General features: G+C 56.0%; 16 protein-coding genes. All 16 read left to right on the plus strand.

Annotation, left to right across the window (positions count from 1 at the left end; translation table 11 throughout):
• Positions 1–33 precede the first annotated feature (33 nt).
• The 16 genes from gyrA (at position 34) to wecB (ending at position 21,461) form a co-directional block, all read left to right on the plus strand.
• Positions 34–2,679 carry a DNA gyrase subunit A gene (gene gyrA / locus M5G11_RS16595; protein WP_273912005.1) on the plus strand — a complete coding sequence of 882 codons (2,646 nt, stop codon included), beginning with the start codon at positions 34–36 and terminating at the stop codon, positions 2,677–2,679.
• Between the two features lie 99 nt (positions 2,680–2,778).
• The gene (gene serC / locus M5G11_RS16600) at positions 2,779–3,864 is read left to right on the plus strand and encodes a 3-phosphoserine/phosphohydroxythreonine transaminase (protein WP_273912004.1); all 1,086 of its coding nucleotides are present in this window, start codon (positions 2,779–2,781) and stop codon (positions 3,862–3,864) included.
• A gap of 1 nt (position 3,865) precedes the next feature.
• Positions 3,866–4,960: a prephenate dehydratase gene (gene pheA, locus M5G11_RS16605; protein WP_273912003.1), complete on the plus strand. Its 1,095-nt coding sequence runs from the start codon at positions 3,866–3,868 to the stop codon at positions 4,958–4,960.
• Between the two features lie 40 nt (positions 4,961–5,000).
• Positions 5,001–7,241 carry a bifunctional prephenate dehydrogenase/3-phosphoshikimate 1-carboxyvinyltransferase gene (locus M5G11_RS16610; RefSeq protein WP_273912002.1) on the plus strand — a complete coding sequence of 747 codons (2,241 nt, stop codon included), beginning with the start codon at positions 5,001–5,003 and terminating at the stop codon, positions 7,239–7,241.
• Positions 7,238–7,924 carry a (d)CMP kinase gene (gene cmk, locus M5G11_RS16615; RefSeq protein WP_273912001.1) on the plus strand — a complete coding sequence of 229 codons (687 nt, stop codon included), beginning with the start codon at positions 7,238–7,240 and terminating at the stop codon, positions 7,922–7,924. The genes M5G11_RS16610 and cmk overlap by 4 nt, the downstream gene beginning before the upstream one ends.
• 125 nt (positions 7,925–8,049) lie before the next feature.
• Positions 8,050–9,726, plus strand: a complete 1,677-nt coding sequence (rpsA, locus tag M5G11_RS16620; protein ID WP_273912000.1) for a 30S ribosomal protein S1 — start codon at positions 8,050–8,052, stop codon at positions 9,724–9,726.
• A gap of 239 nt (positions 9,727–9,965) precedes the next feature.
• On the plus strand, positions 9,966–10,265 hold the full coding sequence (ihfB, locus tag M5G11_RS16625) for an integration host factor subunit beta (RefSeq protein WP_273911999.1): 300 nt from the start codon (positions 9,966–9,968) through the stop codon (positions 10,263–10,265).
• Positions 10,266–10,282: 17 nt separating this feature from the next.
• Positions 10,283–10,543 carry a lipopolysaccharide assembly protein LapA domain-containing protein gene (locus M5G11_RS16630; RefSeq protein ID WP_273911998.1) on the plus strand — a complete coding sequence of 87 codons (261 nt, stop codon included), beginning with the start codon at positions 10,283–10,285 and terminating at the stop codon, positions 10,541–10,543.
• A 117-nt stretch (positions 10,544–10,660) separates the two neighbouring features.
• A complete protein-coding gene (locus M5G11_RS16635; RefSeq protein WP_273911997.1) occupies positions 10,661–12,088 on the plus strand; it encodes an MBL fold metallo-hydrolase RNA specificity domain-containing protein in 1,428 nt (475 codons plus the stop codon).
• A 286-nt stretch (positions 12,089–12,374) separates the two neighbouring features.
• Entirely contained in the window at positions 12,375–13,442 is a 1,068-nt protein-coding gene (locus M5G11_RS16640; protein ID WP_273911996.1) for an LPS O-antigen chain length determinant protein WzzB, read from the plus strand.
• A 511-nt stretch (positions 13,443–13,953) separates the two neighbouring features.
• Positions 13,954–15,321 carry a Wzz/FepE/Etk N-terminal domain-containing protein gene (locus M5G11_RS16645; protein ID WP_273912070.1) on the plus strand — a complete coding sequence of 456 codons (1,368 nt, stop codon included), beginning with the start codon at positions 13,954–13,956 and terminating at the stop codon, positions 15,319–15,321.
• Between the two features lie 316 nt (positions 15,322–15,637).
• A complete protein-coding gene (locus tag M5G11_RS16650; protein WP_273911995.1) occupies positions 15,638–16,042 on the plus strand; it encodes a sugar 3,4-ketoisomerase in 405 nt (134 codons plus the stop codon).
• Positions 16,043–16,834: 792 nt separating this feature from the next.
• A complete protein-coding gene (locus M5G11_RS16655; RefSeq protein WP_273911994.1) occupies positions 16,835–17,860 on the plus strand; it encodes an MraY family glycosyltransferase in 1,026 nt (341 codons plus the stop codon).
• Positions 17,861–17,951: 91 nt separating this feature from the next.
• Entirely contained in the window at positions 17,952–19,064 is a 1,113-nt protein-coding gene (locus tag M5G11_RS16660) for a DegT/DnrJ/EryC1/StrS family aminotransferase (RefSeq protein WP_273911993.1), read from the plus strand.
• A 9-nt stretch (positions 19,065–19,073) separates the two neighbouring features.
• Positions 19,074–20,321, plus strand: coding sequence for an O-antigen translocase (locus tag M5G11_RS16665; RefSeq protein WP_273911992.1), 1,248 nt, complete (start codon positions 19,074–19,076; stop codon positions 20,319–20,321).
• A 9-nt stretch (positions 20,322–20,330) separates the two neighbouring features.
• Positions 20,331–21,461 (plus strand): non-hydrolyzing UDP-N-acetylglucosamine 2-epimerase, encoded by a 1,131-nt coding sequence (gene wecB / locus M5G11_RS16670; protein WP_273911991.1) that lies wholly within the window; start codon positions 20,331–20,333, stop codon positions 21,459–21,461.
• The last annotated feature ends 74 nt before the right edge of the window (positions 21,462–21,535 follow it).

Consider the following 21,535-nt stretch of genomic DNA (forward strand, 5'->3'; position numbering starts at 1 on the left):
GAGGTTTCACCAGAAAAAGGAATCAGGCTTCTCATGGGCGAACTGGCCAAAGAAATCCTCCCGGTCAATATCGAAGACGAACTGAGACAGTCCTACCTCGACTACGCGATGAGCGTCATTGTCGGGCGTGCACTGCCCGATGCGCGTGATGGCTTGAAGCCCGTGCATCGCCGTGTTCTGTTTGCGATGAGCGAACTGGGTAACGACTGGAACAAACCGTACAAGAAATCCGCCCGTGTGGTCGGTGACGTCATCGGTAAGTATCACCCGCACGGTGATACTGCGGTCTACGACACCATCGTACGTATGGCGCAGCCGTTCTCGCTGCGCTACCTGCTGGTCGATGGCCAGGGCAACTTCGGTTCGGTTGACGGCGACAACGCCGCAGCCATGCGATACACCGAAGTGCGCATGACCAAGCTGGCTCACGAGCTGCTGGCCGACCTGCATAAAGAAACCGTGGACTGGGTACCGAACTACGACGGTACCGAACTGATCCCGGCGGTCATGCCGACCAAGATCCCCAACCTGCTGGTCAACGGCTCCAGCGGTATCGCCGTGGGCATGGCGACCAACATTCCGCCACACAACCTCGGTGAAGTCATCGACGGTTGCCTGGCGCTGATCGACAACGCCGACATCACCATCGATGAATTGATGCAGTTCATCCCGGGTCCGGACTTCCCGACCGCCGCGATCATCAACGGCCGCCAGGGCATCATCGAGGCCTACCGCACCGGTCGCGGCCGCATTTATATGCGTGCGCGCTCCAGCGTCGAGGACATCGACAAGGTCGGTGGTCGCCAGCAGATCGTCGTCACCGAGCTGCCGTACCAGCTGAACAAGGCGCGTCTGATCGAGAAGATCGCCGAGCTGGTAAAGGAAAAGAAACTCGAAGGCATCACCGAGCTGCGTGACGAGTCCGACAAGGACGGCATGCGCATCGTGATCGAGCTGCGTCGTGGCGAGGTTCCAGAGGTCATCCTCAACAACCTCTACGCCCAGACCCAGCTGCAGAGCGTATTCGGCATCAACGTGGTTGCCCTGATCGATGGCCGTCCGCGTGTCCTGAACCTCAAGGACCTGCTCGAAGCCTTCGTTCGTCACCGCCGTGAAGTGGTCACCCGCCGTACCGTCTTCGAGCTGCGCAAAGCCCGTGAGCGTGGCCATATCCTTGAAGGCCAGGCCGTTGCCCTGTCCAACATCGACCCGGTCATCGCCCTGATCAAGGCTTCGCCGACGCCTTCCGAGGCCAAGGAAGCACTGATCAGCACGCCGTGGGAATCCAGCGCCGTGCAGGTGATGGTCGAGCGCGCTGGCGCCGACGCCTGCCGTCCGGAAACCCTGCCTGAGCAATACGGCATGCGCGACGGCAAGTACTTCCTGTCGCCGGAACAGGCCCAGGCCATTCTTGACCTGCGTCTGCACCGCCTGACCGGCCTGGAGCACGAGAAGCTGCTGGCCGAGTACCAGGAGATCCTCAACCAGATCGGCGAGTTGATCCGCATCCTCAGCAGCGCCGAGCGCCTGATGGAAGTGATCCGCGAAGAGCTGGAGCTGATCCGCGCCGAATACGGCGACGTGCGTCGCACCGAGATCCTCGATGCCCGCCTGGACCTGACCCTGGGTGACATGATCCCGGAAGAAGAGCGCGTGGTGACCATCTCCCACAGCGGCTACGCCAAGACCCAGCCGCTGGCGGCCTACCAGGCCCAGCGTCGTGGCGGTAAAGGCAAGTCGGCTACCGGCGTCAAGGACGAGGACTACATCTCGCACCTGCTGGTTGCCAACAGCCACACCACGCTGCTGCTGTTCTCCAGCAAGGGCAAGGTGTACTGGCTCAAGACCTACGAGATCCCGGAAGCGTCCCGAGCTGCACGCGGTCGCCCACTGGTGAACCTGCTGCCGCTGGACGAAGGTGAGCACATCACCACCATGCTGCCGGTCGAGGAATACACCGAAGGTCACTTCATCTTCATGGCGACCGCCAACGGCACCGTGAAGAAGACCCCGCTGGAATCGTTCAGCCGTCAGCGTAGCGTCGGCCTGATCGCGCTGGAGCTGGATGAAGGCGATATCCTGATTTCCGCAGCCATCACCGATGGCGAGCGTGAGGTCATGCTGTTCTCCGACGCCGGCAAGGTCACCCGCTTCAAAGAGTCTGATGTGCGCGCCATGGGCCGTACGGCTCGCGGTGTACGCGGCATGCGCCTGGCTGAAGGGCAGAAACTGATCTCGATGATCATCCCGGAAGAAGGCAGCCAGATCCTCACCGCTTCCGAGCGTGGTTTCGGCAAGCGCACCGCGATTGGCGAGTTCCCTGAGTACAAGCGTGGCGGCCAGGGCGTGATCGCCATGGTCAGCAATGATCGTAACGGTCGTCTGGTAGGTGCGGTACAGGTGCTGGAAGGTGAGGAAATCATGCTGATTTCCGACCAGGGCACCCTGGTACGTACCCGTGTAGGTGAAGTCTCCAGCCTGGGCCGTAACACCCAGGGCGTGACCTTGATCAAACTGGCCAGCGACGAGACCCTGGTGGGTCTGGAGCGGGTCCAGGAGCCTTCGGATGAGGAAGGTGATGAAGATTTCGAAGGTGAGCTGGATGCAGAGGCTGGCACCGACGTCGTCGAAGGGTCGCAACTGGATGCTGCTGCCGACGAAGAGACACCGCAGGAATAAACTGTAGAAGTGCACCCTTTGGGAGCGGCTGTGGGAGCGGGGTAGCCCGCGAAAGCGGCGTCCGCTCCCACTGTTATCTAGAGCAGAGCGAGAGTGGATGTGAGCAAACGAGCCTTTAACTTCTGCGCAGGCCCTGCTGCGCTTCCTGAAGCTGTGCTGCAACGTGCCCAGGCCGAGATGCTGGACTGGAACGGTAAAGGCCTGTCGGTCATGGAAATGAGCCACCGTAGCGATGACTACGTGGCCATTGCCGAAAAGGCCGAGCAGGACCTGCGCGACCTGTTGTCCATCCCCTCCAACTACAAGGTGCTGTTCCTCCAGGGCGGTGCCAGCCAGCAGTTTGCCGAGATCCCGTTGAACCTGCTGCCGGAAAACGGCACGGCGGACTACATCGAGACCGGCATCTGGTCGAAAAAAGCCATCGAGGAAGCGCGTCGCTACGGCAACATCAATGTTGCGGCCAGCGCCAAGCCTTATGACTACCTGAACATTCCGGGCCAGAACGAGTGGAACCTGACCCCGGGCGCCGCCTACCTGCACTACGCCTCGAACGAGACCATCGGTGGTCTGCAGTTTGACTGGGTACCGCAGACGGGTGATGTGCCGCTGGTGGTCGACATGTCCTCCGACATCCTTTCGCGTCCGACCGATGTGTCGCAGTTCGGCATGATCTACGCCGGCGCGCAAAAGAACATCGGCCCGAGCGGCCTGGTCGTGGTCATCGTCCGTGAAGACCTGCTGGGCCATGCGCGCAGCAGTTGCCCGACCATGCTCGACTACAAGGTCGCGGCTGACAACGGCTCGATGTACAACACCCCGGCTACTTACTCCTGGTACCTCTCGGGCCTGGTGTTCGAGTGGCTGAAGGAGCAGGGCGGCGTCGCGGCCATGGAGCAGCGCAACAAGGCCAAGAAAGATCGCCTGTACGGCTTCATCGACAATAGCGACTTCTACACCAACCCGATTGCCACCAATGCCCGTTCCTGGATGAACGTGCCGTTCCGTCTGGCGGACGAGCGCCTGGACAAGGCATTCCTGCTGGGTGCTGATGCCCGTGGCCTGCTCAACCTGAAGGGCCACCGTTCGGTGGGCGGCATGCGTGCCTCGATCTACAACGCCCTGGGCCTGGACGCTGTGGAAGCGCTGGTTGCCTACATGGCCGAATTCGAGAAGGAGCATGCCTGATATGTCCGAACAGGAACTCAAGGCGCTGCGCGTACGCATCGACAGCCTCGACGAGCGAATCCTCGAACTGATCAGCGATCGTGCGCGTTGCGCGCAGGAAGTGGCGCGGGTCAAGACCGCTACCCTGGCTGAAGGCGAGGCGCCGGTGTTCTACCGGCCCGAGCGTGAAGCACAGGTGCTCAAGCGTGTCATGGAGCGCAACCAGGGGCCGCTGGGTAACGAAGAGATGGCGCGGTTGTTCCGCGAAATCATGTCCTCGTGCCTGGCCCTTGAGCAGCCGCTGAAAATTGCCTACCTGGGCCCTGAAGGGACCTTCACCCAGGCGGCGGCCATGAAGCACTTTGGTCACGCCGTGATCAGCAAGCCGATGGCGGCTATCGATGAAGTGTTCCGCGAAGTGGCCGCTGGTGCGGTGAATTTCGGTGTGGTGCCGGTGGAAAACTCTACCGAAGGTGCGGTCAACCACACCCTCGACAGCTTCCTTGAGCACGACATGGTGATCTGTGGTGAAGTCGAGCTGCGTATCCACCACCACCTGCTGGTGGGCGAGAACACCAAGACCGACAGCATCAGCCGGATCTACTCCCACGCCCAGTCGCTGGCTCAGTGCCGCAAATGGCTGGACGCCCATTACCCGAACGTCGAGCGCGTGGCTGTTTCGAGCAACGCCGAGGCGGCCAAGCGGGTCAAGGGTGAGTGGAACTCCGCCGCTATCGCCGGTGACATGGCGGCTGGCCTGTATGGCTTGACTCGCCTGGCCGAGAAGATCGAAGACCGTCCGGACAACTCCACGCGCTTCCTGATGATTGGTAGCCAGGAAGTGCCGCCGACTGGCGACGACAAGACCTCGATCATCGTCTCGATGAGCAACAAGCCGGGCGCGTTGCACGAATTGCTGGTGCCCTTCCATGAGAACGGCATCGACCTGACGCGTATCGAGACCCGTCCGTCGCGCAGCGGCAAGTGGACCTACGTGTTCTTCATCGATTTCGTTGGTCATCACCGCGACCCGTTGATCAAGGCCGTGCTCGAGCAGATCAGTCAGGAGGCGGTAGCCCTGAAAGTCCTGGGCTCCTACCCGAAAGCGGTGCTCTGAGGTATGCCAATGCGTGTTGTTCTGAACAGGGTCCTGCTCCGTGGTTGATGTCGTAAAACAGCAAGGCGGTCCTGTCGTCGGGCGTCTGGTCGTGGTAGGGCTGGGTCTTATTGGCGGGTCTTTCGCCAAGGGCCTGCGTGAAAGCGGCCTGTGCCGTGAAGTGGTCGGCGTCGACCTGGATCCGCAGTCGCGCAAGCTGGCAGTGGAGCTGGGTGTGGTCGATCGTTGCGAGGAAGACCTCGCTGCGGCGTGCGTGGGGGCTGATGTGATTCAGCTCGCCGTGCCGATCCTTGCGATGGAAAAGCTGCTGGCCAGGCTGGCGCAGTTGGACCTGGGCCAGGCCGTGCTCACCGATGTCGGTAGCGCCAAGGGCAATGTGGTGCGCGCTGCGCGTGAAGCGATGGGTGGTCTGCTGCCGCGCTTCGTGCCGGGGCACCCGATTGCCGGCTCCGAACAGAGCGGCGTGGAAGCCTCCAATGCCGCGCTGTTCCGCCGACACAAGGTGATCCTCACGCCGCTGCCCGAGACCGATCCTGCGGCCCTGGCCCTGGTTGATCGACTCTGGCGTGCGCTGGAGGCTGACGTCGAGCACATGCAGGTCGAGCGTCATGATGAAGTGTTGGCTGCAACCAGCCACCTTCCGCACCTGTTGGCATTCGGCTTGGTCGATTCGTTGGCCAAACGCAATGAAAACCTCGATATCTTCCGTTACGCTGCCGGTGGGTTCCGCGATTTCACAAGAATCGCCGGAAGCGACCCGGTCATGTGGCATGACATCTTTCTCGCCAACCGCGAAGCTGTCCTGCGCACTCTGGATACATTTCGCAGCGACCTCGACGCCTTGCGTGACGCGGTCGATGCAGGGGATGGGCACCAGCTGCTGGGTGTATTCACCCGCGCCCGGGTTGCCCGCGAGCATTTCAGTAAAATCCTGGCCCGCCGGGCCTATGTGGACGCTATGAACTCCAACGACCTGATTTTCCTGGCACAACCTGGTGGCCGCCTGTCCGGGCGTATTCGCGTCCCAGGCGACAAATCTATTTCCCATCGCTCGATCATGCTCGGCTCCCTGGCAGACGGCACCACCGAGGTGGAAGGCTTCCTCGAGGGTGAAGATGCCTTGGCAACGCTGCAGGCGTTCCGCGACATGGGCGTGGTCATCGAAGGGCCGCATCACGGCCGCGTGACTATCCATGGCGTTGGCCTCAACGGCCTGAAGCCGCCACCGGGCCCGATCTACCTGGGTAACTCCGGTACCTCGATGCGCCTGTTGTCCGGCCTGCTGGCAGCACAGCCGTTTGATACCGTGCTGACTGGCGATGCCTCGCTGTCCAAGCGTCCGATGAACCGCGTTGCCAACCCGCTGCGGGAAATGGGTGCGGTCATCGAGACGGCCGCCGAGGGGCGTCCGCCAATGACCATTCGTGGTGGCCACACGCTCAAGGCGCTGGACTACACGCTGCCGATGGCCAGTGCGCAGGTTAAATCCTGCTTGCTGCTGGCTGGCCTGTATGCCGAAGGCAAGACCACTGTCACCGAGCCGGCACCGACCCGTGACCACACCGAGCGCATGCTGCGGGGCTTCGGCTATGACGTCAGCGTCAACGGCCCGAGCGCTTCGCTGCAATCGGGCGGCAAGTTGAGTGCAACGCACATCGAAGTGCCGGCCGATATTTCCTCGGCGGCTTTCTTCCTGGTCGCAGCATCGATTGCCGAAGGCTCCGAGCTGCTGCTGGAGCACGTCGGCATCAACCCGACGCGCACCGGTGTGATCGATATCCTGCGCCTGATGGGCGGCGACATCACCCTGGAAAACCAGCGTGAAGTGGGCGGGGAGCCGGTGGCAGACCTGCGAGTGCGCGGCGCCAAGCTCAAGGGTATCGAGATCCCTGAAGCCCTGGTTCCGCTGGCGATTGACGAGTTCCCTGTGCTGTTCGTTGCCGCCGCCTGCGCCGAAGGGCGTACCGTGCTGCGTGGCGCTGAAGAGCTGCGGGTGAAGGAGTCGGACCGTATCCAGGTCATGGCCGACGGCCTGCTGACCTTGGGCGTGAAGTGCGAGCCAACCCCGGACGGCATCATCATCGATGGCGGCGCGATCGGTGGCGGCGAAGTGCATGGTCACGGTGACCACCGTATTGCCATGGCCTTCAGTGTTGCCTCGTTGCGTGCTACGGCGCCGATCCGCATCCATGACTGCGCCAACGTTGCCACATCGTTCCCGAACTTCCTGTCGTTGTGCGCCGAAGTCGGTATCCGTGTGGCTGAAGAGGGCAAGTCGTGAACGTGAATGCACCGGTCATCACCATCGACGGCCCAAGCGGCTCGGGTAAAGGCACGGTTGCCGGCCTGCTGGCGCGCGAGTTGGGCTGGAAACTGCTGGACTCCGGTGCGCTTTATCGGTTGTTGGCGTTCGCTGCCGGCAATCATGGCGTCGACCTGACCAACGAAGAGCTGCTCACCAAGCTTGCCGCGCATCTGGATGTGCAGTTCATCGCCGCCGAGCCGGGCAAGTTGCAGCAGATCATTCTCGAAGGTGAGGATGTCAGTCATGTCATCCGTACCGAAACCGTCGGGGCGGGCGCCTCCATGGTGGCGTCGCTGCCGGCGGTGCGTGATGCATTGCTGCAGCGCCAGCGTGCCTTCCAGGAATCGCCGGGCCTGATCGCCGATGGGCGGGACATGGGCACGGTGGTGTTCACCGATGCACCGCTGAAGATTTTCCTGACGGCCAGTGCCGAGGAACGGGCGCGTCGTCGTTACTTGCAGTTGAAGGCAAAGGGCGATGATGTTAGTCTGTCGAGTCTGCTAGATGAGATACGTGCGCGCGATGAGCGCGACACCCAGCGCGCAGTGGCCCCGCTTAAGCCGGCGGCCGATGCAATTCAGCTGGATTCCACGGAATTGTCCATCGAACAGGTGTTGCAACGCATCAGAAGCGAGATCGCCCTGCGCGATATCGCCTGATGATCAGGGAGGCAGGCAGGGGCACCAGTCAACGTCCTGTCGGCATCCCTTTATATGAACGAAACCCACATTGTCTGGAATGTGGCTGATGGGCGTATGTTTCGCCCTAATTGACAGGAATTAAAATGAGCGAAAGCTTTGCGGAACTCTTTGAAGAAAGCCTGAAAACCCTCAACCTTCAGCCAGGTGCGATCATCACCGGTATCGTTGTTGATATCGACGGTGACTGGGTTACTGTCCACGCCGGTCTGAAGTCCGAGGGCGTCATCCCGCTCGAGCAGTTCTACAACGACGCTGGCGAGCTGACCATCAAGGTCGGTGACGAAGTTCACGTTGCGCTGGACGCGGTCGAAGACGGCTTTGGCGAAACCAAGCTGTCCCGTGAAAAAGCCAAGCGCGCCGAGTGCTGGATTGTTCTGGAAGCAGCTTTCGCCGCCGAAGAAGTGGTCAAGGGCGTTATCAACGGTAAAGTTAAAGGCGGCTTCACTGTCGACGTTAACGGTATCCGTGCGTTCCTGCCGGGCTCCCTGGTTGATGTCCGCCCAGTGCGCGACACCACCCACCTCGAAGGCAAAGAGCTGGAATTCAAGGTCATCAAGCTGGACCAGAAGCGCAACAACGTTGTCGTTTCCCGTCGCAGCGTCCTGGAAGCCGAAAACAGCGCCGAGCGCGAAGCTCTGCTGGAATCGCTGCAGGAAGGCCAACAAGTCAAAGGTATCGTCAAGAACCTCACCGACTACGGCGCATTCGTTGATCTGGGCGGCGTTGATGGCCTGCTGCACATCACCGACATGGCCTGGAAGCGTATCAAGCACCCATCGGAAATCGTCAACGTTGGCGACGAGATCGATGTCAAGGTTCTGAAGTACGATCGTGAGCGTAACCGCGTTTCCCTGGGCCTGAAGCAACTGGGCGAAGACCCATGGGTTGCTATCAAGGCACGTTACCCAGAAAGCACCCGCGTCATGGCGCGCGTCACCAACCTGACCGACTACGGCTGCTTCGCAGAGCTGGAAGAAGGCGTGGAAGGCCTGGTACACGTTTCCGAAATGGACTGGACCAACAAAAACATCCACCCTTCGAAAGTCGTACAAGTCGGCGACGAAGTGGAAGTTATGGTTCTGGACATCGACGAAGAGCGTCGTCGTATCTCCCTGGGCATCAAGCAGTGCAAGTCGAACCCATGGGAAGACTTCTCTGGCCAGTTCAACAAGGGCGATAAAATCTCCGGCACCATCAAGTCGATCACCGATTTCGGTATCTTCATTGGTCTGGACGGCGGCATCGACGGTCTGGTTCACCTGTCCGACATCTCCTGGAACGAAGTGGGCGAAGAAGCCGTACGTCGCTTCAAGAAAGGCGACGAGCTGGACACCGTTATCCTGTCCGTAGATCCAGAGCGTGAGCGCATCTCGCTGGGTATCAAGCAGCTGGAAAGCGATCCGTTCTCCGAGTACGTCCTGGTTAACGACAAAGGCGCTATCGTCAAAGGTATCGTCAAGGAAGTTGACGCCAAAGGCGCTATCGTTACTCTGGCCGACGACATCGAAGCTACTCTGAAAGCCTCCGAAATCAGCCGTGACCGCGTTGAAGACGCGCGTAACGTTCTGAAGGAAGGCGAAGAGATCGAAGCTAAGATCATCAGCGTTGACCGTAAGAGCCGCGTAATCAATCTCTCCATCAAGTCGAAAGACGACGCTGAAGAGAAAGAAGCTATCCAGAGCCTGAAACAGGCTCCAGAAGCTGCTGCCGATACCACCATGGCTGCACTGCTGCGCGAAGCAATGGCCAAACAGAACTAAGTTCTGCTTGATCATGAAAAAGGGCGACTTCGGTCGCCCTTTTTTGTGCCTGCGATTTGAGGGTGGCAAGCGGCTGGAAGTCCCGGCTTTGAGGGGTTTGGCTTTTTTGTAGCTGACCCGGCAGTTTGTAACAAATCTTGAATAATTGATTAAGTCAATAACCGAGCTGTTCAAATCCCTCGGGGCGTGCTAAAAACAATGAAGCAATGATCTAGCTGCTTGATAAAGAAGGGAAAAGTATGACGAAGTCGGAGCTGATCGAACGAATTGTCACCCATCAGGGGCTGCTTTCATCCAAGGATGTGGAGCTGGCCATCAAGACCATGCTTGAGCAGATGTCCCAGTGCCTGGCTACTGGGGATCGCATCGAGATCCGTGGTTTTGGCAGTTTTTCGCTGCACTATCGCGCGCCGCGGGTTGGGCGTAACCCCAAGACCGGGCAGTCTGTCAGCCTTGACGGCAAGTTCGTGCCGCACTTCAAGCCGGGCAAGGAGCTGCGTGACCGCGTCAATGAAGAAGACGAGCAGCATCCAGCCTGACGTATAGGGAATTCAGTATGCACAGCATCAAGCGCCTTGCGCTGGCACTTTCCATACTTGCAATAGCAGCGGCAGTTCTGTTTTTCGTTTTGGAAAACCAGCAGTCGGTTGCCTTGGTTCTCTTCGGTTGGTCGGCTCCGCCTGTTCCTCTTGCGATACTGGTTTTGGTAGCGCTCTTGGCGGGGTTGGTAGTCGGGCCGTTGCTATCAGGGTATATCGTTCTGAGATCCAGGCGGCGGTTGCGTCGTTCGCTCAGACGAGCTGAGCAGCCAGGTTAAGACTACGAAATAAACAGAAATTTCCTACGGTCTTGTTTCTTGTTTGCTCGCTTCACAGTTTTGTTATTTGTGGGGTAATACCGCTCTTGTCACTACGAGCAGAGCGAGCAGGTTTTTATGGATTATCCCTTCATCGTTCATCATGGCGCCACCTCAGGCGTCAGTGGTTCATGTCACCAGTTGCACTTGGATGCAACCCGTAGTTTGTTGGTTGATTGTGGGCTCTTTCAGGGTGTTGAGTCCTGCCCGGCGGAGGGGCTGGGGTTTACCCTTGGTGGGGTAGAGGCATTGCTGGTTACTCATGTGCACCTGGATCATGTCGGTCGTATCCCCGCTTTGCTAGCGGCGGGCTACGAAGGTCCGATCATCTGCAGTGAGCCTTCAGCGGCGTTGTTGCCGATTGTCCTGGAGGATGCGTTCAGGCTCGAGATCAGCCGAAACCCCGCTCGGGTAAAACGTTATGTTCAGCAGATTGAGCAAGCAATCTTGCCTTTACCATTCGGCACCTGGTATGACCTGGTTGAAAGTGCTGAGCTTAGCTGTCGCGTGCGGTTGCAGCCTGCTGGCCATGTGTTGGGTTCGGCATACATCGAATGTGATGTCTGTGACCTCGCCACGGGTAGTAGCCAGCGGATCATCTTTTCCGGAGATCTTGGCTCTGGGCGCAATCCAATGCTTTCTGCACCGGTTTCACCTGAACGGGCCGATACCTTGGTGCTGGAGAGTACCTATGGCAATCGAGTGCACGACAGCGTAAATGATCGCCAGCAGGCGCTGGAGCGGGTAATCGAAAGGGCGTTGCTTGATCAGGGGACCATCTTGATTCCAGCGTTCAGCGTAGGTCGTACTCAAGAACTGCTCTATGAGATAGAAGCGATTCTGCACCGAAAATCACTTGTTCAAGCAGGCGGGCGCACGGCTGAGGGCCCTGTAGATTGGCCACAGTTGCCGGTCATTCTGGATTCGCCTTTGGCTGGAAAGATGACGCGAGCGTATCGCCAGCTCAATGAATTCTGGAGTGATTGTGCTCGCCAGCGCTTGCTTGAGGGGCGTGCGCCGCTAGGCTTCAGTCAGCTCATCAGCATTGAAACCGTTGCTCAGCATCAAACGGTTGTGAATTATCTGGCCAGCACGGGACGCCCGGCAATCGTAATCGCTGGAAATGGCATGTGTTCAGGAGGCCGCATCGTCAACTATCTCAAGGCTATGCTTGGGAGCCCTCGTCATGAAGTGGTCTTTACAGGTTATCAGGCCAAAGGCACGCCGGGCGCAGTGATAAAAGCGAGCGAGGGGGCGTCAGGTTTTGTGAAAATTGATCTGGATGCGCAGATGTATGAAATCAACGCCAAAGTGATCACACTGACTGGGTATTCGGCGCATGCTGACCAGGCAGGATTGCTGGGGTTTGTGAGTGCGATGAGTGGGTGGCCCTCTAAGGTCGTGTTGGTGCATGGTAGCGAGGGTGACAAACAAGGGCTTGCTGCGGCGTTGCAGGGGCTCTATCGGCAGGCTGGAAAGCAGGTTGTTACGCTCATACCGAGCTGAGTTGCCATTGTGGACGACGGTCGGTGCGAGCAGGGTGGAACTCATTAATGAGAAAACACTCTAAATGTCAAATTGCACGATGGATTTTGTTTTATATGGGTATTTATTATAAGGTTTTTTAGGTGGCAAGAGAGGGGGGGCAGCTAAGCTCAGGTCAGGAGCTGACGTTAACGAAAGACGTTAGTGAGACTTCCTGGTCTTGCGCTCTCCTTCCTTGGTGGATGGTAGTGAAAAGCCCTTAAGGCATAAAATTAAACAAATCTGGGCTTAAGGAAAAACAGATTAAATGCGCATTGATCGTGAGCGTTCGCAAGATACTGATGAAGTTGAACTCAAGAAATATGTTAGGGAGTTGTGGGACAAGCGTTTACTGATTGCATCGATTGCAATCATTTCGACATTGCTTGCTGCTGTATATATTTATTTTGTGAAGCCCGTCTATGAGGCCAAGGCATTTGTTCAGCCGCCCACGCAGAATGATATCGCTGCCTTGAATTATGGGCGCGGTGGTGATTCGGGATTGCCGCTTTTGACCGCGAAGGGCATCTATGATGTTTATCTTCGAGCGTTACACTCCGAATCCCTGCGCCGTGAATTTTTCAGGAAGTACTACCTTCCTGTTGTCGCTAGCAGTGGCTCGGCGTATTCGAGTGACGAGTTGTATGAGAAATTTTCTAAGGTGGTTGAAGTAGCGCAAGCGAGTAAAAGTTTTCAAGATAGCTACTCTGTCAGTGCGCGGGCTAACAATCCGGATCGAGCTGCAGAGTGGGCTGGTCGGTATACCGAGATGGCCGCTGGCTATGCGAAGCAAGAGGTGTTGAATGGCGTTAAAAGTGATGTACTGATGATCGTCAGCAACATCGAGCAGCAAATTTCTATCGCGCAGGAAAGTGCCCAGAGGCAGCGTGAGGATAGAATTGCGCAACTGAAAGAAGCACTGCTTGTTGCAAAGTCTATCGGGCTTGAGCGGCCGCCTATTATTGCCAATAACCTTTCTGGCGAGCTTTCCGCGAGCATGGAAGGTTCGCTTACCTATATGCGTGGCAGCCAGGCATTGCAGTCAGAAATCGACAATCTTGAAAAGCGCCCGTCTAACGATCCCTACATCAAGAGCCTGCGTAATAAGCAAGCTGACTTGGCGTTCTACCGGGGCCTGAACATCAAGCCAGATGATATACAGGTGTTCCGTCAGGACGGCGTTATTGAGTTGCCCGACCAGCCAATCAAGCCGAATCCACCCCTGGTGTTAGCCATTGGCGTCTTGGGCGGTTTGCTGCTTGGCGTGGGTCTGGTGTGCATTCTGCTGATCTGGCGCGAAACCTTTAGAGGGGAAGGGGGGCGCGCCGTCAGGTAGCGATCAGCGAACTGGAGGGGGAAGGATGCTAAGTGGTCGTCAAGGTTAATAGGCGCTGCTGTGCTGCTTTCTCCTTGCCATGTGATAGGGGGGCTTGGGGTTACAAGGTTTTGATCGTAGTGATAGGAAAAAGTATTGAAGTACACCCAACGTCATTGAGCATCCTTGAATATCGTTGATCATCAGATTTTCAGGTGGGATTAGTAAGTCAAAAGCTTAGGTGCCGATCCTGATACCCCGAAGTTTTCATTTTCGGGTTGATGGTTCATCTCGGGGGAAGGGAAAGACAGTAGTCTTGACTGGCGAGGCTGTTTTGGATGCTAAGGGGTCGTCTCAGGTTAAAGCCTATTTTGTCAAGTCTTGAAAACTCCCCAATTGATGTCAGACTGCCAGAGAACACGGTTACAGTGAGATCCCTAAGCGCATGGAGGTCTGAGTGAGCTCCTTGGCCCTATTTTCCTTCGGAAATGTTATTGCTTAGGGGGCAACCAGGTAGTCACACCTTTTGACGATGGGCAAAACATTGAGCGGTTTTTTTGAAGCACCGACGCACTCCCCTGGTACCGAAATTGATTTTTACGCCTTGTCTCAAGCCATCTGGCGACAAAAGCGTCTGGTCATGGTTGTGGCTCTGGTCGGGTGTGTTCTCTCCTTGGGCTATGCTTTTCTGACTACGCCCGTCTATCAGGTTAGTAGTGTCTTGCGGCCGGCAGCTGTGAATGAGCTGGATGCCTTGAATCGCTCGGAAATCTACAGCCTCCCTCCCAATGCCGCGCTTTCCAGAGTCGCCGTGTCGCTAGGCTCATACGAAACGCAGTTGAACTTCTTCAGGGACAATGAGGAGCTTTTTAGTAGGTATATTAAGCCGGGTCGCTCACTCGAGCAAAACTTCAGGGCATTTAACAAGGATTCTGCAGCGTTTGATTTGCAGGATGTCAATCAAGTAGATGAGTTCAGGCGATTAATTGAGCTCAAGTTTGATTACGTTGAAGGCGTCGATGGTGCAGCAGTGCTCAATAAGTTTGTGGCTTATGCAATCGATGTCGAGCGCCAAAAAATCACCGCCGATTTGAATGTTTTGATAAAAAACAGATTATCTGAAATTAACGGGAAGATTGACTTTGCCCGCGCTACTTATCAACTCGACAAGGGCGCAAAAATCGCAGTTTTGCGTGAGTCAGATAACCTGAAGCGTGCAAGGCTGCAGGATGAGTTGAAAGCACTTCGGCTGCAGTTGAAAATATTGCGTGGCGATCGAGCCAGTCAACTCAATGAGGCGATCGCTATCGCTCGCAGCCTGGGTATTAAGAAGCCCTCGACGCCTTCATCGCTCACGGATTCCGATCTTTCGAGCGGGGCTAATATTATCAGGACTGAAGTGAGCAGCCAGCAGGCACCGCTTTACTTCTTGGGGACAGACGCGCTGGAGGCAGAGCTCTCGACGTTGCAAAAGCGCACCTCGGATGATTTTGAGGGCGGGCGCATCGCCGAAATTGCCAAGGAGTTGCAGCTGCTTCAGGCAAACCGAGAGATAGAGGTGCTGAACAGTCGCTCGAATGAAGATATATTCCTGCGTGATGTTCAGGCTTCGCGGGCTGAGGCAGCGCGTCTCGGTAGTCTGGGGACAGATCTCAGTCGAGTTCAACTGGTCTCTGTCGATCAGCGAGCGATGCCTTCCGACTCTCCCATTAGGCCCAAGCGTCTGCTTGTCGTGCTGTTCGGCACGGCATTGGGATTGATTCTTGGTTTGTTGCTTGCATTCGTGCGCTACCAGTTTTCGGTATTGCGAGCTCGTTCTTACCTGCATCCTGCGACGCAAGTACTTGACGTGCAAGCACCTGCTGGTGTTTCACAGCGAGAATCGGCCCGTCTGGGGTGAAGCCACCGAACAGTTGCATGGATGGCAGGTTGCATTTTTTGCCAAGCGCTCAGTGCTGGCCCCCCGTATAGTCGGGAGGGTTTAAAGTGACGGTGGCGATTACGGCGGGCGCCAGTTTCGTGCAGGCAACGTCCTGTATCGTGTCCTGGGGCGAGCTGAAAGTGTTACGCAGGTGTATCACCCGTCAACGTGTGGTCTGAGACTCACCCGGTAAGCGCGGTAGCGTATCGTTAAGGCTTTTGATGCGTACAGCGATTGCATGGCGACGTTAAGGGTGTATGGAATATTTACTCGCATTAACAGTTGAGGCTTAAAAATGAGTTTGATCAACCTTGTGGACGTTCAAGTCTTAGGTGATGAACGTGGTCATCTTAACGTTCTTGAGGCAAATAGAAATATTCCGTTCGCTATTCAGCGTGTCTATTACTTGACCGCGACGCAGCCGGGAGTTTCGCGCGGCTTTCACGCGCACAAAGAGCTGGAGCAGATGGCCGTCTGTGTGGCTGGGCAGTGCCGCATGATCATGAATGATGGTCACTCTGTTGAAGAAGTCATGCTCGACTCCCCTGCCAAGGTGCTGCACGTCGGCAAGATGATTTGGCACGAAATGCACGACTTCAGTGATGACTGCGTATTGCTGGTACTGGCCAGCGATTATTACGATGAGCAAGATTACATTCGTAATTATGAAGATTTCCTCGCGTTGGCTACTCGTAACTAACATTCAGTTCATGCGCTGACGCGCAGCGTATTACTATCTGAATACGTTCTGAGGTCTCCTGGTGGGCATGCTCCCCGGCGCTTTGCCGTCGTGAATGTACGCAACGGTGCTGTTGTGTCCAGCGGGCCCATCCAGGAAGCCTTGATGAGCCCGCTCAGTAGACTCCCCATCTCAATCCGCCGGCATCCTCAGGACATCCTTAGGCTTGGTAAGGCGTGCATGCATCCAATTAAATTACCTTCTTCGGCTCGCCGAGGAAGTGCATTTCTACGCAGTCGGACAGGGGCGTGAGTCGCAAGTGAACTGGTCGCCACCGAGCAGTGTCAGTAGGGCTGACTGCATTTATTGAGCGTTGCGTGGGCGCTGCGCTTTGGCGATCGTCTTCAGGGCGCGATCCGGTTCAGTTCGGTGAGAAGCGGCTGTTGACGTATTGGCTTGTACTTACCAGCGTATTCGGCTCGGAAACAGCGCATTTTGTAGTATTACGTGGTTTCTGATCGACGCAGCGAGCCAAGCGCAAAGCGCATGGACTGGGTTACAGGCACATCCAGTAGGCCGTATAATAAATTTCAGTGCGGGCCTTTCGCGGGGCACCAGGCCGGTTAGCTTCACCAGACCCAGGCTGATCCGCAGGCTCTGGATCATGGCAGGTAGCGGTGCTTATGATGATCTGGCTCGTGTCGGAGGCTTGTTGGCAACTCATAAGCACTTAACGAACAATGTACTCGATGTCGTAGCTGCCCTAAACGCTTCAGGTTAACGGGCGAAATTTTATCGGTAGAAAAGGTAGTTATGCAGAGCTATTTTTGGCTATATGGAGTGGTGGTCTTTTTTACCTCATTTCTTCTGACAGCGTTATTACGTAAATACGCGCTGTCCCGCAGTATATTGGACGTACCCAACAGCCGAAGCTCGCACAAGGTGCCGACTCCTCGCGGCGGAGGGGTCGCAATTGTCCTCACGTTTTTACTGGCGCTGTGTGCACTTTGGTTGAATGCCGCGATTTCTGCTGATTTTGCGATCTCTTTGGCCGGCGCCGGGGCTGTTGTCGCGATCATCGGATTCCTTGATGATCACGGGCATATTGCTGCGCGCTGGAGGCTTTTGGGGCACTTCTTTGCGGCCTTCTGGGCGCTTTGGTGGATGGGCGGAATGCCCTCGGTGACGATTTTCAACGTTACCCTCAGCCTTGGCGTTCTGGGGTACGTGTTCGGTGCGCTCTATCTGGTGTGGATGTTGAATTTGTTCAACTTCATGGATGGTATTGACGGCATCGCCAGTATTCAGGCGCTTTGTACATGCATAGGTGGGCTCCTGCTTTACTTGTGCGTGGACGCCAGTGCCTCTGGGTTACCGAGTATTGTCCTGGCCATCGCAGTAGCAGGTTTTCTTGTCTGGAATTTTCCTCCTGCACGCATCTTCATGGGGGATGCCGGCAGCGGATTTCTCGGGATAACCCTTGGCATATTGTCGCTGCAGGCGGCATGGATTTCCCCGGCCTTGTTCTGGGGGTGGCTGATATTGATGGGCGTGTTCATCGTTGATGCAACCTTTACCCTGATCAGGCGGTTGGCACGGGGCGACAAGGTCTATGAAGCGCATCGTAGTCACGCTTACCAGTTTGCATCGCGACATTATAATAGCCACCGCTGTGTCACCTTGGCGGTGTTGGCGATCAACGTGCTTTGGCTGATGCCGTTGGCTGGTATCAGTGTGTTTTACCATCTCGATGGGCTGTCGATGACGGTGCTTGCGTACCTGCCCCTGATTTTTATCGCTTTCAAGTTCCGTGCGGGCGAACTCGAGAAGCAGTCTTGAGCCAGGCTTGGCTGGCTGCCAAGGAGCCGTCTCGATAGGTCGGCGCGGACAGCGCCTGGTTCAGTTCCCAAAATTATTTTAAGGATTAACTATGAACGTCCCTTTTCTGGATCTTAAAGCAATAAACCAGGGTTGCCGCGAGCAACTGATCGAGGCCATGACCCAGGTGCTTGATTCGGGTTGGTATATTCAGGGGAAAAGCCTCGAAGCGTTTGAACAGCGCTTCGCTGAGTACTGTGGTACCCAGTATTGCCTTGGCGTCGCCAATGGTCTGGACGCACTGACCCTTACCTTGCGCGCCTGGAAAATCATGGGCAAGTTGCAGGTGGGTGACGAGGTGATTGTTCCTGCAAATACCTATATCGCTAGTATTCTGGCCATCAGTGAAAATGGACTGGTGCCGGTATTGGTCGAGCCCGATAGCCAGACATTCAATCTTTGCCCGGAAAACGTCAAGCGCGCGTTGACACCGAAAACCCGAGTCCTGTTGCCGGTGCACTTGTACGGTCAGCTTGCCGACATGCCAGCCCTGTTGGACATAGCGACCGAGCACCAACTACTGGTTCTCGAAGACTCAGCTCAAGCGCACGGCGCGGCGATTGCCGGGCGCAAGGCAGGAGGCTGGGGTGATGCATCTGGTTTCAGTTTCTATCCAGGTAAAAATTTAGGGGCCCTGGGTGACGCCGGTGCAATTACCACCAGCGACCCAGCGCTGTACGACGTATTGAAAGCACTGCGTAACTACGGCTCGCATGAGAAATACAAGAATATTTTCCAGGGCGTGAATAGCCGGTTGGATGAAATGCAAGCGGCTATTTTGAGCGTTAAGCTGGGCCTGCTGGACAGTCAAACTGCTCACCGTCAGCACATCGCTGAGGTGTACCTGAATAATATCGTGTGCGATGAAATTACATTGCCCACGCTGGTCAGAAGCGAACAGCATGTATGGCACCTGTTCGTTATTCGCACGGCCAACCGCGAAGCATTGCAGCGTCATCTGGCGGACAACGGTGTACAGACGCTGATTCACTACCCGATCCCACCGCACAAGCAGCAAGCCTACCCTGGGTTGCAGCACCTTGAGTTGCCAATTACTGAAGAAATACATGAGCAGGTTCTCAGCCTGCCAATGGGGCCGACCTTGACCGTGGAAGAGGCCCTGTACGTCGCTAAGGTGTGTAATAGCTTCGTCAGCAAGGGCTAGTCCGCGACTATGAACTTGATCAAGACAAGCGTGCTGAATGCGATAGCAGTACTTGTAAAAATGCTGACCTTGTTGGGGATCAATAAGGTGTTGGCCATTTATGTCGGGCCATCGGGTTATGCAGCATTGGGGCAGTTTCAAAACGCTGTCCAGATGATTACAACCTTTGCCAGTGCATCCATTAATACCGGCGTGACGAAATACACAGCTGAGTATTACGATGACGAGAGCAAACAGCATTCAATCTGGCGTACCGCGGGTACGTTGGCCCTGATCGGTTCGATCGTGTCAGGGGCGCTTGTCGCCGCGTTCAACAAACAACTAGCGGATTGGTTTCTAAAGGACCCTGCGCTAGGTGGGGTTTTCATTTGGTTTGCTGTAGGCCTGGTGTTTTTCAGTTTCAATACGTTGCTACTGGCGGTGCTCAACGGTAAAAAGGAAATCCCTCGCTACGTCGCTGCTAATATCTCAGGTAGTTTGTTTGCCTTGGTCATCACGGCGGTCATGGCAATGCAGTTTGGCTTGTACGGCGCGTTGGTGGCGTTGGCAATATACCAGTCACTGGCGTTTTTCGTCACCGTTGTAATTTGCAGTAAGTTGAATTGGTTCAAGCTTCGTCATTTTGTTGGGCGTATCGATAAAGACTCGGCGCTGAACCTTTCAAAGTATGCCGCGATGGCATTTACTTCCGCGACCTGTGTGCCACTTAGTCTTATTTTAGTTCGTGATCACTTGGGTGAGTCGTTTGGCTGGTCGGCCGCAGGGTATTGGGAGGCCATGTGGCGCCTGAGCGCCGCCTACTTGATGTTGATTACCACGACCCTGAGTGTGTACTACTTGCCGCGGCTGTCGGAACTTAAAGATAAAGCAGCCATTCGGCAGGAGTTGGCGCTCGGCTATAAAGTGATTATGCCGGTCACCATGGCGGGGGGGATCACGTTGTATCTTATGCGTGACGTGGTCATTGCGCTGCTGTTTACCAGCGAATTCTCGCCGATGCGTGAGTTGTTCGCATTGCAGATGCTCGGGGACACGTTAAAGATTGGTGGGTGGATCCTCGCCTACCTGGTTCTGAGTAAGGCGATGTACAAGTTCTATATCGCTGCTGAAATTATTTTTTCGATCAGTTTTGTTGGCTTTACTTGGCTGCTCTCGGATTTCTACGGCATGCAAGGTGTGGTCATGGCGTATGTTGTCAATTACGCGCTTTATTGGCTGGTTATGGCTGTATATACCGCAAGATTTTTAAAGGTTTAGGGGGCAGTAATGTTAAAGACTCTATGTGTTTTTGGTACCCGGCCGGAAGCGATCAAAATGGCACCGGTCGCTATTGCACTGGCGAACGATACCGGAATAGAAGCGAGGATCTGCGTCACTGGGCAGCATAGGGAAATGCTGGATCAAGTGCTTAACTTGTTTGACCTGACGCCAGACTTCGATCTGAATATCATGAAACCTTCGCAGGACCTGACAGATGTGACTGTCAGGATTCTTGAAGGGCTCAGGGGTGTGTTTGCTGATTTCGTGCCTGATGTGGTGCTCGTTCATGGTGATACCGCCACGACCTTCGCTACCAGCCTTGCCGCCTACTACCATCGAATTCCTGTTGCACATGTGGAAGCAGGGTTGCGCACATGGGATATCTACTCTCCCTGGCCAGAGGAGGGCAACCGAAAACTGACCGGCGCGTTGGCTAATCTGCATTTCGCACCTACGGCAACTTCTCAGAGTAACTTGCTCAGGGAAGGCGTGGCGCAAAGCAATGTCATCGTGACTGGCAACACGGTCATTGATGCATTGATTTCTGTCATTGGCCGCTTGAAGAGCGACCCGGTCTTGAGTGCGGAAGCCGCCAAGCCGTTCTCGTTCATCTCATCTGATCGGCGCATCATCTTGGTAACCGGGCATCGACGCGAGAGCTTCGGTGATGGCTTCGAGCGTATCTGCAAAGCGCTTGCACATATCGCCAATGCCCACCCGGACGTCGACATCATTTACCCGATGCACATGAACCCCAATGTTCGCGAACCGGTCAACCGGATTCTCAAGGGCATCAACAACGTTTACTTGATCGAACCATTGGACTATCTGCCCTTTGTCTACCTGATGGAGCGCTCCTACCTGATCCTTACCGATTCGGGAGGCATTCAGGAAGAAGCACCTTCCCTTGGGAAGCCGGTGCTGGTTATGCGTGACACGACGGAGAGGCCCGAAGCGCTGCAGGCGGGAACGGTCAAGCTGGTGGGGACGAATGAAGAGGTGATGATCGCTGAGGTGGAAGAGCTGCTGAATAGCCAGGAGGCTTACGATAAGATGTCGTTTGCCCATAACCCCTACGGTGATGGCAACGCCTCTGGCAGAATTGTCGAGACATTGAAGCAGTTTTTCGGTAAGTAACTTGGCAACAGCGGTGGTATCGGTAGTTAAAAGCCTAAACTTAGCAAGTTTAGGTTTTTTATTTAGGGAAAGGT

The organism is Pseudomonas fontis (assembly GCF_028656955.1).
Classification (GTDB): Bacteria; Pseudomonadota; Gammaproteobacteria; order Pseudomonadales; family Pseudomonadaceae; genus Aquipseudomonas; species Aquipseudomonas fontis.